Annotated in this window: 13 protein-coding genes; 6 read left to right on the top strand and 7 right to left on the bottom strand. The window is 71.0% G+C overall.

Annotated elements, in window-relative coordinates; translation table 11 throughout:
• Positions 1-174 precede the first annotated feature (174 nt).
• The 3 genes from BCF44_RS37445 to gabT all read right to left on the bottom strand — a co-directional run bounded on the left by BCF44_RS37445 (position 175) and on the right by gabT (position 3,443).
• Positions 175-1,197, bottom strand: coding sequence for a ferrochelatase (locus BCF44_RS37445; protein WP_116179225.1), 1,023 nt, complete (start codon positions 1,195-1,197; stop codon positions 175-177).
• 19 nt (positions 1,198-1,216) lie between these two features.
• Positions 1,217-2,026, bottom strand: a complete 810-nt coding sequence (locus BCF44_RS37440) for a DUF4142 domain-containing protein (RefSeq protein WP_170217953.1) — start codon at positions 2,024-2,026, stop codon at positions 1,217-1,219.
• An 85-nt stretch (positions 2,027-2,111) separates the two neighbouring features.
• On the bottom strand, positions 2,112-3,443 hold the full coding sequence (gene gabT / locus BCF44_RS37435) for a 4-aminobutyrate--2-oxoglutarate transaminase (RefSeq protein ID WP_116179223.1): 1,332 nt from the start codon (positions 3,441-3,443) through the stop codon (positions 2,112-2,114).
• A gap of 121 nt (positions 3,444-3,564) precedes the next feature.
• Between gabT and BCF44_RS37430 the strand changes: the two genes are divergently transcribed.
• The 4 genes from BCF44_RS37430 (at position 3,565) to BCF44_RS37415 (ending at position 9,084) form a co-directional block, all read left to right on the top strand.
• A complete protein-coding gene (locus BCF44_RS37430) occupies positions 3,565-4,998 on the top strand; it encodes a PucR family transcriptional regulator (protein ID WP_116179222.1) in 1,434 nt (477 codons plus the stop codon).
• 15 nt (positions 4,999-5,013) lie between these two features.
• Positions 5,014-6,189 (top strand): PucR family transcriptional regulator, encoded by a 1,176-nt coding sequence (locus BCF44_RS37425; RefSeq protein ID WP_116179221.1) that lies wholly within the window; start codon positions 5,014-5,016, stop codon positions 6,187-6,189.
• A gap of 135 nt (positions 6,190-6,324) precedes the next feature.
• Positions 6,325-8,595, top strand: a complete 2,271-nt coding sequence (locus tag BCF44_RS37420) for a molybdopterin cofactor-binding domain-containing protein (protein WP_116179424.1) — start codon at positions 6,325-6,327, stop codon at positions 8,593-8,595.
• Between the two features lie 12 nt (positions 8,596-8,607).
• A complete protein-coding gene (locus tag BCF44_RS37415; RefSeq protein WP_116179220.1) occupies positions 8,608-9,084 on the top strand; it encodes a (2Fe-2S)-binding protein in 477 nt (158 codons plus the stop codon).
• A 124-nt stretch (positions 9,085-9,208) separates the two neighbouring features.
• On the opposite strand, the gene BCF44_RS58720 is transcribed toward BCF44_RS37415, so the two are convergent.
• Genes BCF44_RS58720 through BCF44_RS37405 form a run of 3 tightly spaced genes read right to left on the bottom strand, consistent with a single transcriptional unit; the run spans position 9,209 to position 10,446 of the window.
• Positions 9,209-9,340 carry a hypothetical protein gene (locus tag BCF44_RS58720; protein WP_281283183.1) on the bottom strand — a complete coding sequence of 44 codons (132 nt, stop codon included), beginning with the start codon at positions 9,338-9,340 and terminating at the stop codon, positions 9,209-9,211.
• Positions 9,337-9,789, bottom strand: a complete 453-nt coding sequence (locus tag BCF44_RS37410; protein WP_116179219.1) for a carboxylesterase family protein — start codon at positions 9,787-9,789, stop codon at positions 9,337-9,339. The genes BCF44_RS58720 and BCF44_RS37410 overlap by 4 nt, the downstream gene beginning before the upstream one ends.
• A gap of 36 nt (positions 9,790-9,825) precedes the next feature.
• Entirely contained in the window at positions 9,826-10,446 is a 621-nt protein-coding gene (locus BCF44_RS37405) for a TetR/AcrR family transcriptional regulator (protein WP_116179218.1), read from the bottom strand.
• Positions 10,447-10,565: 119 nt separating this feature from the next.
• On the opposite strand from BCF44_RS37405, the gene BCF44_RS37400 reads away from it, so the two are divergent.
• Together BCF44_RS37400 and BCF44_RS37395 are read left to right on the top strand one after the other, a co-directional pair.
• A complete protein-coding gene (locus tag BCF44_RS37400) occupies positions 10,566-11,594 on the top strand; it encodes an aldo/keto reductase (RefSeq protein ID WP_116179217.1) in 1,029 nt (342 codons plus the stop codon).
• A 60-nt stretch (positions 11,595-11,654) separates the two neighbouring features.
• Positions 11,655-13,763 (top strand): ATP-binding protein, encoded by a 2,109-nt coding sequence (locus tag BCF44_RS37395; RefSeq protein WP_246016030.1) that lies wholly within the window; start codon positions 11,655-11,657, stop codon positions 13,761-13,763.
• On the opposite strand, the gene BCF44_RS37390 is transcribed toward BCF44_RS37395, so the two are convergent.
• Positions 13,760-15,412, bottom strand: coding sequence for a hypothetical protein (locus tag BCF44_RS37390; protein WP_116179216.1), 1,653 nt, complete (start codon positions 15,410-15,412; stop codon positions 13,760-13,762). The genes BCF44_RS37395 and BCF44_RS37390 overlap by 4 nt on opposite strands.
• Positions 15,413-15,562: the final 150 nt, after the last annotated feature.

Genomic DNA, 15,562 nt, shown 5'->3' with positions numbered 1-15,562 from the left:
GTTCAGGGGGGACCGCCGCGGGACGAGGAGAGGCCGGCATGCAGTCGATCACCAGGTTCGGAATGGACTCAAGCCTGCGGGCATTCCGCGATCGGGCGTAGTTCCGAACGCCACGAGCCCCCGCCCGCACGGCGGGGGCTCGCTCCTGTCAGCCGAAAGCCGATCCGACCCGTGCTAGCGCGGTCGGCGGGCCGGCGGTTCGCAGCAGGCGACGGCGCAGAACTCGCCGTTGACGGTGCAGCCGGCGGTGCCGAACGGGGACAGCTTCCGCGGCACCACACCGGAAAGGTGCTCCTGCACCAGCTCCACCACCATGTCCGCGAACCGCGGGTCCGGCCCGGGGGTCGCGGCGCGGGCGAAGCCCATCCCGTGCGACTCGGCGCGCTCCCGGGCCTCGTTGTCGAGGTCCCAGATGACCTCGAGGTGGTCGCTGACGAACCCGACCGGGCACACCACGACGTTGTCGACTCCCTTGGCGTGCAAGGCATCGACGTGATCGACGATGTCGGGCTCCAGCCACGGGATCTGCGGCGGCCCGGAGCGGGACTGCCAGACGACGTCGTACTCGGCGACGCCGACCTCCAGGGCCACCAGCCGCGCGGCCTCGGCGACCTGGCGCGAGTACAGGTGACCGCCCCATTCGGCGGGCCCGGCGGTGGCGTCGAAGGAGTTCGGGATGGAGTGCGCGGTGAAGACCAGCCGGTAGGAGTCGAAGCCGGCTGCCGCCGCGCGCACGGCGTCGGCGAACGGCAGCACGAAACCCGGGTGGTCGAAGAAGTGACGGATCTTCACCAGCTCGGGGGCATCGTCGCCGACGGCGGCGCGGGCGCGCAGGATGTCCTCGTCGTACTGGCGGCAGGCGGAGTAGCCGCCGTAGGCCGAGGTCGGGAAGACCAGCGCACGACGGACACCGTCGGCGCGCATCGCGCCGACGGTGTCCTCGATCATGGGGTGCCAGTTGCGGTTGCCGAAGTAGACCGGCAGGCCCACGCCGGCCGCGCGGACGGCCTCGATCAGGTCCCGGTTGAGCCGGTTGATCGGGGACACCCCGCCGAAGTGCAGGTAGTGCTGGGCGACCTCGTCCAGCCGCTCCGGCGGCACGCCCCGTCCTCGGGTGACGTTCTCCAGGAACGGCCGGACGTCGGCCTCGCCCTCCGGCCCGCCGAACGACAACAGCAGCAACGCGTCGACACTCACCGGGCCATCTAACCAACCGCTACCGCTCCGGGATGACCGACCCGGCACTGCGCTTGCCCACCCTGCTGTTGCGCCGCACCACCGGGACCACGATCGCGATGCCGGCCATCAGCGCGGCGATCACGAACACCCCGATGCTGCTCTGGTTGTTCGACGTGACCTGCGCCGCGGTGGTCACCGGGGTGACCGGCGGCGCGGTCGGCGACGGCAGCGCGCTGTAGTTCACCAGGCCGGTCTGCTCCAGCACGGTGATGTGGTCGAGCACGGTCGACATGCACACGTTGGCGAAGTCCCGGATCAGCGAGTTCCGGGTGCCCGTCCGCACCTGCGAGAGCAGCTGGTAGACGGCGCCGTGCTGATCGCGCAGCGGTCCGACGAACGCCCGGTCGAAGTCGATGCCGGGCTGCGCGTTCTGCATGTTGGTGAGGAAGCCCTGCTGCTCGGGCAGCGGCTTGGTCGGGATCGTCACCCCCAGCTTGGCCGCGATGTCGACGTTCATCTTGTTGAGCATCGTGTGGCCCTGGATGAGGTGCTGCCCGGCGGTCCGCACCGCCGGAGTGTTGGTCATGGTCTGCGCCATCTCGCCGCTGGGCAGCTCCCACGAGCCGGCGAGCGCGACCTTGACCAGCATCAACCGGTCCGCCGGCCCCACCGGTCCCCACTGGCTCTGCGTGACTTGGGTACCGACGTCCAGCGGGTTGTTCGGGTCCACCTGCCCCGGCGGCGTCGCGGCCTGCGACGTGCCGATGGAGCAGCCGGAGAGCGGCAGCAGGGTGCCGATCCCGAGCACGACGAGGACGGCGGCCTTGCGCACCGCGCGAGAGATCACCGGTCCGACCACCTTTCCTGGATGGCTATTGCTATCCGGCATTACGGGGGTCGGCCGGTGAACCGATCACTCGCGGACTGCGCCGTTACCTAACCGTGACCTGAATCGCTTCAGTGAGCACGTCGAGGCCGTCATTCAGGACATCCTGGGGGATCACCAGGGGTGGCAGCAGCCGCAGCACGTTGCCGTAGGTGCCGGCGGTGAGCACGACGACTCCCCTTGCGTGGCAAGCCTTCGCGATGCGCCCGGCGAGCTCCGCGTCCGGGTCGACCGTTCCCGGCTTCACCAGCTCCACGGCCAGCATCGCGCCCCGCCCGCGCACGTCGCCGATGGCCGGCACGGTCGCCGCCAGCTCCCGCAGCCGCGGCAGCGTGACGTCCTCGATGGCGCGAGCGGCGGCATTCAGGTCCTGGTCGCGCATGATGCGGATCGACGCCAGCGAGGCGGCACAAGCGACCGGATTGCCGCCGTAGGTGCCACCAAGGCCGCCCCCGTGCACCGCGTCCATCACCTCGGCGCGCCCGGTGACGCCGGCCAGCGGCAGGCCGCCGGCGATGCCCTTCGCGGTGGTGACGAGGTCCGGCACCACGCCGTCGTGATCGCTGGCGAACCAGGCCCCGGTGCGGCAGAAGCCGCTCTGGATCTCGTCGGCGATGAGCAGCACGCCCTTGTCCCGGCACCACTTCTCGATCGCCGGCAGGAACCCGGGCGCCGGCACCACGAAGCCGCCCTCGCCCTGGATCGGCTCGATCAGCACGCACGCCACGTTGTCCGCGCCGACCTGCTTCTCCAACTGGTCCAGCGCCCGCGCGGCGGCCTGTTCGCCGGTCAGGCCGGCCGGGTCGCGGAACGGGTAGGACATCGGCAGCCGGTACACCTCCGGCGCGAACGGCCCGAACCGGTGCTTGTACGGCATGTTCTTGGCGGTCAACGCCATCGTGAGGTTGGTGCGGCCGTGATAGGCGTGGTCGAACACCACGACCGCCTGCCGCCCGGTGGCGTGCCGGGCGATCTTGACGGCGTTCTCCACCGCCTCCGCGCCGGAGTTGAACAGCGCCGAGCGCTTCTCGTGCGAGCCGGGCGTGAGCTCCGCCAGCTGCTCGCACACCTCCACATAGGCGTCGTACGGCGTGACCATGAAGCACGTGTGGGTGAACTTGGCGACCTGCTCCCGCACAGCCGCCACGACCTCCGGCGCGGCGTTGCCGACGCTGGTCACGGCGATGCCGGAACCCAGGTCCACCAGGGTGTTGCCGTCGATGTCGTGCAGCAGGCCGGCACTGGCGGACTCCACGAACACCGGCAGCGTGCTGCTGACGCCGGCGGCCACCGCCCGCTGCCGGCGCAGCTGGGCGGCCTGCGACTTGGGGCCCGGGATCTCCGTGACGAGGGTGCGGGCGAGGGTGGGCGTGGCCACGGGCCTTCCTTCCTGTTGGACGGGTTCGCCTGTTCACGGTGGTCGGCGCGGCCGTCACGGCCAAGTAGCCTGTTTGGACAAGTCCGCCCGCATTGTTCGCCGAACTGTCGAGGACCGCCCGGTGACACCCACTCTCGCCGCGCTCGTGGACCGGCCCGACCTGGGCCTGCTGGTCCGGGCCGGCGCCGAGCACCTGGACCGGCCGGTGCAGTGGGTGCACACCAGCGAGCTGGCCGATCCGACGGCGTTCCTCGAGGGCGGCGAACTGCTGCTGACCACCGGGTTGTGGGTGCGGACGGGCGCCGCCGACTACGTGCGGCGGCTGCACGCGGCCGGCGTCGCCGGGCTCGGCTTCGGCACCGGGCTGACCTGCGCGACCGTGCCGAAGGCGGTGATCGCGCAGGCCGAGGCCCTGGGGCTGCCGGTGATCGAGGTGCCACGGCAGGTGCCGTTCATCGCGATCAGCAAGGCGGTGGCGAAGGCCGTGGCGGCCGAGGAGTACGCCGCCGTCACCCGGGCCTACCAGGCACAACGCGCCCTGACCTCGGCGGCCGTGCGCGCCGACGGCGTGACGGCGGTGGTCCGGCAGCTGGCCCGGCGGCTGGACGGCTGGGCGGTGCTGCTCGACCCGCGCGGCACGGTGCGCGCCGGCGACAGCCCGGTGCTCGGCCAGCTCCGCAGCGAGCTTCCCCGGCTCCAGCCCGGACCCGCCAGCCTCACGTTCGAGCTGGAGGGGGCCGAGATCGCCGTGCAGACACTCGGCGTCGGCCGCCGCATCCGCGGTTACCTCGCCGTCGGCCGGGGTGCTCGCCTGACCCGGGCCGATCAGCAGGTGCTGACCACCGCGGCGTCACTGCTGACGGTCGGTTTCGAGCAGTCCCAGGTCGTGGAGGCCGCCACGCGGCGGCTGCGTGGCGGGGTGCTGCGGCTGCTGCTGGCCGGGGAGACCGAGCTCGCGGCGGAGATCGCCGCCGAGCTGTGGGGCGACCTGCCGGCGGCGCCCGTACGGGTCGCTTTGGCCTCGGGGCCGTCCCGGCAGCGGCTGGCGGCGGTCGAGCAGGCCGGGGACGCCTTCCACGCCCCGTACGAGGATTCGCTGCTGCTGGTCGTCGGCGCCGACGCCGAGTTGGCGTTCACCGGCCTGCACGTCGGCGTTTCCGATCCCGGCGAGTACGCGGCGCTGGCCCAGGCCCTGCGGCAGGCGTCCCGCGCGCTGGCCACCGCCGTCCGGGCCGAGCTGCCGGTGGTGCGGTTCTCCGAGCTCGCCGACGACGGCGTGCTGCGGCTGGTCGATCCGGAAGTCGCCGGCATATTCGCGGACCGCTTGCTCGCCCCGCTCGTTGAACACGATGCGACCGGCCGCGGGGAGCTGATCGCGTCGCTGCGGGCGTGGCTGGCGCACAACGGCCAGTGGGATCCGGCCGCGGCGGCGCTCGGCGTGCACCGGCACACGCTGCGGCACCGGATCGCCAAGGTCGGGCAGCTGCTCGGCCGGGACCTGGACTCGGCGGACACGCGGGCCGAACTGTGGTTGGCCCTGCGCCTGAGGGATTGAACCTGAGGGACTGAGATGGACGAGAAGGCGGCGCGGACGCTGGCCACCGGAGTGCTGGCGCGCGTGCCGGAGCTGGCCGACGAGCTCGTGCGCACCATCGGCGAGCAGAACCCGGGCTATCGGCGGGTGAACGTGGTGCCCGACGACGACCTGCGCCAGTCGTGCCACGACAACATGTCCAGCGTGCTGCGGCTGATCGGCCGGGACGGCGCCGACGGGGACCTCTTCGCCGCCGCGCGGTGCACCGGCCGGCGGCGCGCCGAGCAGCGCATGCCCCTGGACGACGTGCTGCGGTCGTTCCGTCTCGGCGGCCGGCTGCTGTGGCAGGCGCTGGTGGAGCAGGCACGGGCCGACGGTTCGGTCGACGCCGAGGGCCTGTTGGAGGTCGCGACCTGGCTGTGGGAGGTCGTCGACTCGACGTCCGCACAGGTCGCCGCGGCCTATCACGCGGCGGAGCGGCAGCTGGTGCGGATCGACGAGCAGCGGCGGGCGACGCTGTGGGAGGGGCTGCTTCGGGGGCGTGGCAAGGACTTGGCGTTCGCGCACGAGGCGGCGCGGATCATCGGCGTGCCGGTCGACGGGCCGTACGCGGTGGTCGTGGCCGACGGCGACGCCCCGGACTCGCTGAGCCGGTTGCTGACCGAGCACGGCGTCGCCTCCGCCTGGCAGCTGCGGGCGCACACGCAGGTCGGGCTACTCTCGTTGGATTCACCCGAATTGGGCATTGTGCTGAAGGTGCTGCGGGACTGCCTCACCTCGCCCGCCGGCGTGTCCCTGGTCGTGCACGGTCTGGCCGATGTGGACGTCGCCTACCGCCAGGCCACCCTCGCCCGCCGCTCCGTCCAACCCGGCCAGATCGAGGTCGCCGCGCTCGCCGACCGGCTGCCCGAGGCGCTGGTGCTCAGCTCGCCGGAGCTCGCCGAGCACCTGATCCGGCTGCGGCTCGGGCCGTTGCTCAAGATCCCGGTCGGCGAGCGCCGGATCCTGCTCGACACCCTGGAGACGTGGGTGGCGACCGCCGGCTCCGTCAGCCGCACCGCGGAACTCGTGCACTGCCACCGCAACACCGTGATCAACCGCCTGACCCGCATCGAAGCCATCACCGGCAACGACCTCAGCGACGTCCCCCACCTGGAGCTCTCCCTCGCCCTGCGGGCATCACGACTGCTCCCCCCAGGACCTCTGGCGTGAACCCCCGCGAGTCGCGCTCTCAGGCACACCGAATGTAAGTCTCAGGCACCTTGTGCATCGTGCACAGTTTGACTACGCCAGAAGTAGGCAGCTGCGTCATGGCGACGGCATGTGATCGGTGCCACACTCCGCGCCATGGCCGAAGACCTCCGCCGCCGTAGGTTCCTCGCATATCTGGTTGCCGCACCGACTCTCGCCGTCGCCGTGCAGTGGCTGGACCCGCAGCGAGCCGACGCCGCCGTGCCCACCCTGCCGCAGCCCGAGGAGATCTTCGACCTCGGCGACCTCCAGAACCTCGCCGCCGCCCCGACCGCGAATCTCGTGTCCGTGCAGGTGAATCCGGACGGCACGGCGTCGTTCGCGGTGCCGCGGGCCGAGGTCGGCCAGGGCATCACCACCGCCGTCGCGATGATGGTGGCCGAGGAGATGGACCTGCCGCTCGACAAGATCCATGTCTCCCTCGCCGACGCCCGGCCGGAACTGCTCATGAACCAGCTCACCGGCGGCTCCAACTCGGTGCGCAGCATCTACACGCCGGTGCGCACCGCCGCCGCGATCGCCCGCCAGCGGCTGGTCGACACCGCGGCGAAGCAGTGGGGTGTAAGCGCTTCCGATCTGACGACGAGCGGCGGCGTGATCAGCCATCCCAGCGGCAAGACCGCCACGTACGGCTCGCTCGCCGTCGCGGCGGCCAGCTCGACGGTCCAAGCGGCGACGGTGCAGCTGAAGTCCACCTCGGACTTCAAGGTGCTGGGCACTCCGCAGAACCGCATCGACGCGCGCGACATCGTCACGGGGCGCAAGACGTTCGGCATGGACATGCAGGTGCCCAACGCGCTGCCGACGATGGTCCGCCGCCCGCCGACGATCAACGGCACGGTCCGGTCGGTGAACAACGCCGCGGCCGTGCTGGCGATGCCCGGCGTCACCGACGTCGTCGCGGTCTCGCACGGAGTCGCCGTGCGGGCGCAGACGTTCGGGCAGTGCATCGACGGCCTGCGCGCGCTGGACGTCAGCTGGGGACCGGGCACTGTGGACGGCGAGTCGGACGCGACCGTGCTGGCCAAGCTGAAGGCGGCCGAACTGCCGATGGTCGTGCCGGGTCTGCTGACGCAGGTGCTGGACGCCGAGTTCACCTTCGCCTTCGCCAGCAACAGCCCGCTGGAGCCGGACAACGCCATCGCGGACGTGCGCAAGGACTCCGCCGAGATCTGGTCCAGCCTGAAGGTGCCGATCGTCGCCCAGGAGGACATCGCCGCGCAGCTGGGGCTGCCGGTCGGCGCGGTGAAGGTGCACGTCGCGCAGGGCGGCGGCTCGTTCGGCCGGCACCTGTTCCACGACGTCGCCGCCGAGGCGGCGGAGATCTCGCAGAAGCTCGGCAAGCCGGTCAAGCTGATGTGGTCGCGCACCGACGACTTCCGGCAGGGCCGCACGCACCCGATGTGCACGTCACGGGTGCGCGTGACCTACGCCCTGGGCAACGTCGTCAGCTACGAGCAGCGGCACACCAGCGTGCAGACCGAGTTCAGCCACGGCCTCGGCGAGATGCTCACCTCGTTCGCGGCCAAGCTGCCCATCGCCGGCAACCTCAGCTTCGCCGAGTCGATCTTCCTGCTGACCCAGTCCTCGCCGTACAACTTCGGCGTCACCACGCAGCTGCTCAATGAGATCCCGGTCAAGTTCAACACCGGCAGCATGCGCAACATCTACTCGCCCAACGTGGTCACCGCGCAGGAGCTCGTCGTCGACCAGCTTGCCGCGAAGATGGGCAAGGACCCGGTGTCCTTCCGCCGGTCCTTCCTCCGGGACGCACGCGTCAAGGCCGTCTTCGAGAAGGCGGTCTCGGTCGGGCAGTGGGGCCGCGCGCTGCCGGCCGGCGTCGCGCAGGGCATCGCCGTGCACTCCGAGTACCAGGGCGCGGTCTGCTGCCTGGTGGAGATCGACTGCCGGCCCGCGACCGTGAACCGGCCCGTCACCGACGGCGTCACCGGGCCGCGGGTCACCAAGGCGCTGATCGTCGTCGACCCGGGTTTCGCGGTGAACCCGCGCGGGCTGGAGGCACAGATGATCGGCGGCATGAACGACGGCATCGCGCTCGCGCTGACGTCCAGCCTGCACATGAAGGACGGCCTGCCGCTGGAAGGCAGCTGGGACAACTACTTCTACACCCGGCAGTGGAACACGCCGCTGGACATGCAGGTCGTGATCGCGCCCAGCGGCGGCGACCCCAGCGGCGCCGGCGAGCTCGGCGTCGCCCCGGCGATGGCCGCCGTCGCCTGCGCCTACGCCCGCGCCACCGGCACGTTGCCCACGTACTTCCCGATCAACCACGGCACCCTCGGCTTCGAGCCGTACCCCGCCGAGCCGTCCACGCCCCAGTCCCCCACCAACGGCCTCGACTCCTGAGGAGCCTCCCGCATGTCCAGTCACACCTTCGTGCTCAACGGCGAGCGGGTCACCGTCGAGGTCGCCGACGACGTCCGGCTGCTGTGGGTGCTGCGCGACCTGCTCGGCGTCACCGGGCCCAAGTACGGCTGCGGCCTCAACGTCTGCAAGGCCTGCACCTCGCACATCAACGGCAAGGCGTTCAACCCCTGCTCGGTGCCGGTGTCCGCGATCAACGCCGACGACGAGATCACCACCATCGAGGGGCTGCCGGCCACCGTCGGCAAGGACCTGCACCCGATGCAGGAGGCCTGGCTGGAGCAGGACGTCGCGCAGTGCGGCTACTGCCAGCCCGGCCAGATCATGAACGCCGTCGCGCTGGTGCGGCGGGTTCGCGCCGAGGGCCGGGCCATCACCGACGATGACCTCGACCAGATCCGCAACATCTGCCGCTGCGGCACGTACTCCCGCATCCGCACCGCCATCAAGTCCGGCGCGGCGAACATGTAGCCCCTCTTTTTGCCACATGCGCTTCCCATTTGCGTTCAGGTGACAAGTACGAAGCGCATGTGGCACCAAGAGCACATGCGCTTCCTACTTGCGTCCAGGTGACAAATAGGAAGCGCATGTGGCATCAAAGCTGTAGTTCGGTGGGCGGGAAGTCGATGGCGGACCATGCCGCCCGCCGCCCCTCGCCCGGCCCGGGATCCGTGACGAGACCGTCGGCACGGTCCCAGATCCGGACCGGTGTCGCGTCCGCGGTCACGGCCGGCCATCCAGGATTCGCCCGTGGCCGCGAAATCGGCCCACGCCCGCACCATCCGCTCGGCCACCGCCGGTGTAGCTGCCGCCGTAGATCCAGACGAGCACCGGCAGGTGCGTGTCCCGCAGCGAGGGCCGCCAGACGTCGACGATGTCGTCCCCGTCGCCGGGCGTCCACACCGGCATGCCCGGAAACGGTGCGGGCGGCTGCGGCGGGATCGGCCCGAACGCCGTCGCCGGCAGCACGCCCTCCCACGGCGTCGGCGGCGCGGGAGCCTGGAACCGGCGCGCGCCGGTCGGGGCGAGGGCGTAGGAATGCCGCGGTAGGACACGACGCCGTCGTCGAACGCCACGCCGCTCACCCGGCCGCCGGTCGTCGTGACCACCTGCCGTGGAGTCGCCATCTTCCGATCGTGCGTCAGGACGGCCCTGCCCACTCGGCCACCCGCCAATGTGGACGGTCGTCGGTGCCCGTTCACCCGCAGCGGGTCAATTCTCGGTCGCCGGACGTCGGTAGACGCCGTACCACCAGGTCCGGGCCAGCTCTCGGGCGAAGGCGGCGTCGGTGTCCGGCGCCGAATTCGCCACGTGATGGAGCATGGCCCGCTCCCCGCCGAGAACGATGATCTCGGACGCGTGGACCACGTCGATGTCGGCCGGGGAGCGCCCGGCGTCCTGCTCGGCGCGCAGCACCTCGATCGTCCGGTCGACGAACTGCACCAGCCCCTGACCCCAGAACTCCCGCACCGTCGGCTCGTACGCGGCGACCTCGGTGACCGCCTGCAACACGCCCACGTGCTCGCGCCAGACGCCCAGCACGCGCAGGAAGTCGGCCGCGAGGCCGTCGACACCGACCGCCGGCTCCCATGCCGAGGCGATCGAGAACGAGGCCTCGACCATCCGCGCGGCCAGCCGCATGAGCAGTTCGGTCTTGTCGCGGAAGTGGCTGTAGAAGGTGGAGCGGGCGACGCCGGCCTCGTCCGAGATCTGCTGGATGCCCAGCTCGGTGAAGGTCGCGCCGCCGGTCAGCAGCCGCCGCGTGGCCGCGAGGATGTCGTCCTCGGCTCGTCGCCCGGTGGCCGGGGTGCGTCGGCGGGTGATCGAAGGCATGTCCGAAATCTAGTGCACGTCCGTACACGATGACGCTACGCCGCGTCCGGACACCATGTAGTGTTTTATTCGGACATGATGTCCGGACATGGTGTCCGGCACGACGCGAGGAGTGACCAGTGAAATACCGCCAGCTGGGGCGCACCGGGGTGTGGGTCTCCGAGATCGCCCTGGGCACGATGACGTTCGGCGGCGCCGGCCACCCGGTGTTCAGCACCATCGGCGCGCTCGGCCAGCAGGACGTGGACCGGGTCGTCGGCGCGGCCCTCGACGCCGGCGTCAACCTCGTCGACACGGCCGACGTCTACGCCGACGGCGAGTCCGAGGAACTGCTCGGGCGGGCACTCGGCCGGCGGCGCCGGGAGGTCGTGCTCGGCACCAAGCTGCTGGCGCCGATGGGGCCCGGACCCAATGACCAGGGCCTGACCCGGCTGCACATCATGCGGTCGCTGGAGGACAGCCTCCGCCGGCTCGGCACCGACTACATCGACCTGTACCAGATCCACAACTACGACCGGATCACGCCGCTCGAGGAGACGCTGTCCGCGCTGGACGACGCCGTGCGGCAGGGCAAGGTCCGCTACCTCGGCTGCTCCAACCTCGCCGCGTGGCAGATCAGCAAGGCCCACGGCATCTCCGCCCGGCACAACCAGGCGCGCTTCGTCGCCAACCAGGTGCACTACTCGCTGGTGTCCCGCGACGTCGAACGCGACCTCGTGCCCATGGCCGAGGACTCGGGGCTGAGCATCACGGTGTGGAGCCCGCTGGTCGGCGGCCTGCTGACCGGCAAGTTCGACCGTGACGGCGTCGCCCACCCCGACACCCGCCGCGCCCGCGCCGGCGGCGAGGAGTTCATCCCGTACGACCGGGAGACCGCGTTCAAGATCGTCGACGTGCTGCGGACCGTCGCCGCCCGCCACGATGTGAGCCCCGCTCGCGTCGCCATCGCCTGGCTGCTGGCCCAGCGGGCCGTCACCAGCGTCATCGTCGGCGCCCGCCGGCTCGACCAGCTCGCCGACAACATCGCCGCCGGCGACCTCGTCCTCACCGACCAGGACCTCGCCGAGCTGGACGACGTCAGCCGGCAGCCGCCGTCCTACCCCAACTGGATCCAGGACGCCTTCGCCCCCGTGCGCATCCCTGCCTGACCGCGTCACTCACTCGGACAGCCCTGACGCCACGCCCCGGTCGGGAGCAACCATCGACAGGTGCCCGGTCGCCGTCACGGCAACCACCTGCGAGCCGACAGCCGTGTCGGCTCGGCCGTTCAGGCACACACCATCGAGGGCGGCGTCCACTACTACGACTCCCCGCCGCGTCACCACGTCGTGCCGCGGCAGCTGCCGGCCGCGCCCGGGCGGCTGGTGGCCCGGGACCACGAGCTGCGGGTACTCGACCGGACGGTCGGCGGGCAGTCCCGGGTGGTGGCGGTCGAGGGACCCGGCGGGGTCGGCAAGACCTCGCTCGTGCTGCATTGGCTGCACCGCAACGTGAACCGCTTCCCGGACGGTGAGCTGTACGCCGACCTGCGCGGTTTCGACCCGACCGGCACCCCCAACTCCGCCGGCGCCGTGCTGCACGCGTTCCTGCTCGGGCTCGGCGTCGCACCGGAGGCCGTGCCGACCGATGTCGACGCCAGAGGCGCGCTGTACCGCACCCTCGTCGCCGGCAAGCGCATCGCCGTGGTGCTGGACAACGCCGCGGACACCGATCAGGTGACCGCGCTGCTGCCCGGTTCCGAGACCTGCCGCACGGTCGTCACCAGCAGGAATCACCTCACCGGGCTGGCGATGAGCGGGGCCGAGGTCGTGAGCCTGGACATGATGCCCGACTCGGACGCGCGCAAGCTTCTGGCGCGCAGCCTCGGCGAGCAGCCGCTCGGCGAGGAGCCCGAGGCCGTCGCCACGATCCTCGCCTCCTGTTGCGGGCTGCCGCTCGCGCTGGCGATCGTCGCCGCCCGCACCTCGCGTCACCTCGGACTCGGCGTGATCGCCACCGAGCTGCGGGATTCCGCCACTCGCCTGGACGCCCTCGACACCGGCGAACGCGCATCCAACCTGCGGGCGGTCATCTCGTGGTCCGTATCCGCCCTGGACGACCGGCTTTCGGACGTGTTCTCGCGACTGGGCATCGCGCCGACGTCGACGATCACCGCGGCCGCCGCCGCGAGCCTCACCGCGCTGCCGCCCGCCGCGGTCGGCGCCGCACTGCGGGAGCTGGAGCGTAAGAACCTGCTGCACCAACGGATGTCCGGCCGGTTCGGCATGCACGACCTGGTCCGGCTCTACGCGAAGGAGCTGGCCATGCACGACCATCCAGCCGCGGAGCGGGACCGGACGTTGCGCCGGCTCGTGGATTTCTACCTGCACAGCGCGTTCGCCGGCGACCGCAAGCTCTATCCGCACCGGGCGCCGGTCCGGCTCGACCCGCCGCAACCCGGCTGCCATCCGCTCGATTTCGCCGGCGAGACCGATGCGCTCGACTGGTTCGCCGCCGAGCACGCCAACCTCGTTGCGGCTCAGCAGGCCGCCATGGAGCGCCGGTGGTATCGCGAGGTCTGGCTGTTGTCCCGCGCGCTGGACACCTTCCACTACCGCCAGGGACTCGTCGCCGACAACGTCACCTGCTCACGCCTCGGCACCGTCGCCGTCGAGCACCTCGCGGACCCGTCGGCGCTCGTCCTGGCCTACCGCCAACTCGGCCGCGCCCACACTTTTGCCGACGAACTCCCCGATGCCGTCACGTGTTTGCAGCGGGCCCTTTCCCTTGCCACCAGCGACAACGAGCGCGGCCACTGCCGTCATGACCTCGCCCGGGCCCTCACCCGTCAGCACCAGTTCGCCGCCGCCGTGACCCACCTCGAAGCCGCCATCGAGTCGTACGTTCTCGCCGCCAACCCCGTCGGCGAGGCCCATGCCCGCAACGCCCTCGGCCGCTGCCACCTCGAACTCGGCGACCTCGACACCGCCCGCTCGCTCTGCGAACAAGCCCTCGCCCTGCACGAACGGCACGGCAACCGCAGCGGCCAGGCCGTCACCCTCGACAACCTCGCCACCGTCGCCGCCCGAACCGACCACCGTGCCGAGGCCATCTCCCTCTACCGCCGCGCCATCGCCACCTGCCAGGACATCAGCAACATCTACTTCGAAGCCGCCTGCACCGAGCGCCTCGGCTCCGCCCTCGCCGCCGACCACCAGACCGCCGGCGCCCGCGACGCCTGGCGGTCCGCCCTGTCCCGCTACACGACTCAACACCGCCTCGCCGACGCCGACCGCGTCCACCGCCTCCTGACCACCCTGGACACGCGGCCCGGCTAGTTCTCGAACTCGTTCGGCCGCACGAACAGGCTCCAATCGACCTTGGCGGTCACCGCGTGGCCGCCGGCGCGCCACTGGTGCTGCCGCTCGAGGTCCGCGATGGCCAGCAACCGCGCACAGGGATCGACGGTGAGGTGCTCCAGCTTCACCATGTCCTCGTCGGTGAGCCGGACCAACGTGCTCACCGATTTCGGATTCTGCCGGGCGATAGCCCATTTCGCCGCCGCGGCCGGGTGGTTGAGCCCGATCCGCTCGAAGATCTGCTGGCATTCCTGGAGGTCACGCCGCGCGTCGGCGCGGCCGCGGCTGCCCGGGTACAGGTTCGCGCGGATCATCCTGGCCCGCCCGTGGATCTCCGACCGACCGGCGCCCGGGATGGACAGCAGGTGCTCGATCACCTCGTTGATCATCCGTCTCGCCGGCACCGGGGAGCCGGTCAGGGCCAGCAGTTCCACCTTCAGTATCAGGAGGTCGAAGTAGTTCTTGCCGGCCGCGGGCAGCAGCAGTTCCTCCGCCCTGTCCACGAGCCTCCACGCCCGGGTCAGCACGCGGTCGTCCGGAACCATGAGATGACTGCTCAGGCACGTGCGCGCCGTCAGGCTGTAGCACGAGCCCACGTCGTGCTCGCAGCCACCGATCGTCGCGAACTGCTCGGCCGCCCGTTCCAGCGACGACACGCTCGTCCGCAGCAGGTGCTCGGCCTCGGCGCCGCGGCGTGCCCGTTCGGCGTTCAGACGTTGGATCCGCCCCAGGTTCTTGTGCCCGTGGGCGATTCCGTAGTGATCGTGCAGCCGGTCGGCCAGCGCCATGCCCTCGTTGGTGTACTGCAAGGCGGTGGCGAGGCGGTACTCCCTTTGCAGGCACCATCCGGCGCCGCAGATCAGGATTCGCCCCTCCATCCTCGACTCGTCGACGAGTCTCTCGTCCCCCTTGCGTAACGCGGTCAGGCACTTGTCCGAGATCTGACGCACCAGCTGAACGTCGCCGGCGGCCTTCGCGACCTTCGCCGCGGCCGGGAAGGCGGCGGCGAGCTCCAGCGCGTGATCCGGCTCGTCCGGAACGCCGAGAAACTCGTAGACGGTGTCGACCGCCCGCGCCGACATGGGCTCGGCCTTTTCCAGGTCAAGGTGAATCTGCCGCAGCGACCGCTCACTGCTCATCGCGCTGACCTCCCTCCTACGTCTGAAGGCGACGTCTCTGATGTGCGCCAGCAGCTTCTCCGCGCCGGCGCCGGTGACCGGGTCGAAGCGACGCACCACCATCGCCGCCAGGTCGAGCGGCAGTTGGTCGACGTCGAAATCCGGGGTCGCCACCAACACCACCGGAACGCTGTCGTGCAGCGAGTGGTTGCGATAGTTCTGGACGCGCATCAGCGTCGCTTCGAAGGCCACGCCCTGTCGCGGAGAGTGCTCGCCGCCCTGGCCGTCGAAGGCCCGAACGTAGTCCGCGGTCAGCGCGACCACGATGATCCGCGTGGAGAACATGCCGACCATCCACCGCTGGAGCGAGGCGGCGCCCAGCAGGTCGCGGTCGGACACGACATCGAAACCCGCGTCGGACAACACCCGGTGCAAGGCTCGCTCCAGCACCCGTCCCGGGGGCTCATGGGCGTAACTGATGACGACTTTCGGCACGTTCTCGGCGGTCACTGGCGGCCTCCCGGGCTGACCCTGGAGCGGAGTCGGCACCGGCCGCGTCCTTCACCCGAAAGAACGCGGGACTGGCCACAATCGGGACTCGGCTGGCGCGTAGTCTCGACTACCGGCGGCGATCCACTGCTTCATTGGTGTGGGGCTCTG

The sequence above is a fragment of the Kutzneria buriramensis genome (genome assembly GCF_003387475.1).
GTDB classification, from domain to species: Bacteria; Actinomycetota; Actinomycetes; order Mycobacteriales; family Pseudonocardiaceae; genus Kutzneria; species Kutzneria buriramensis.
This window is presented reverse-complemented; position numbering and strand designations above follow the sequence as displayed.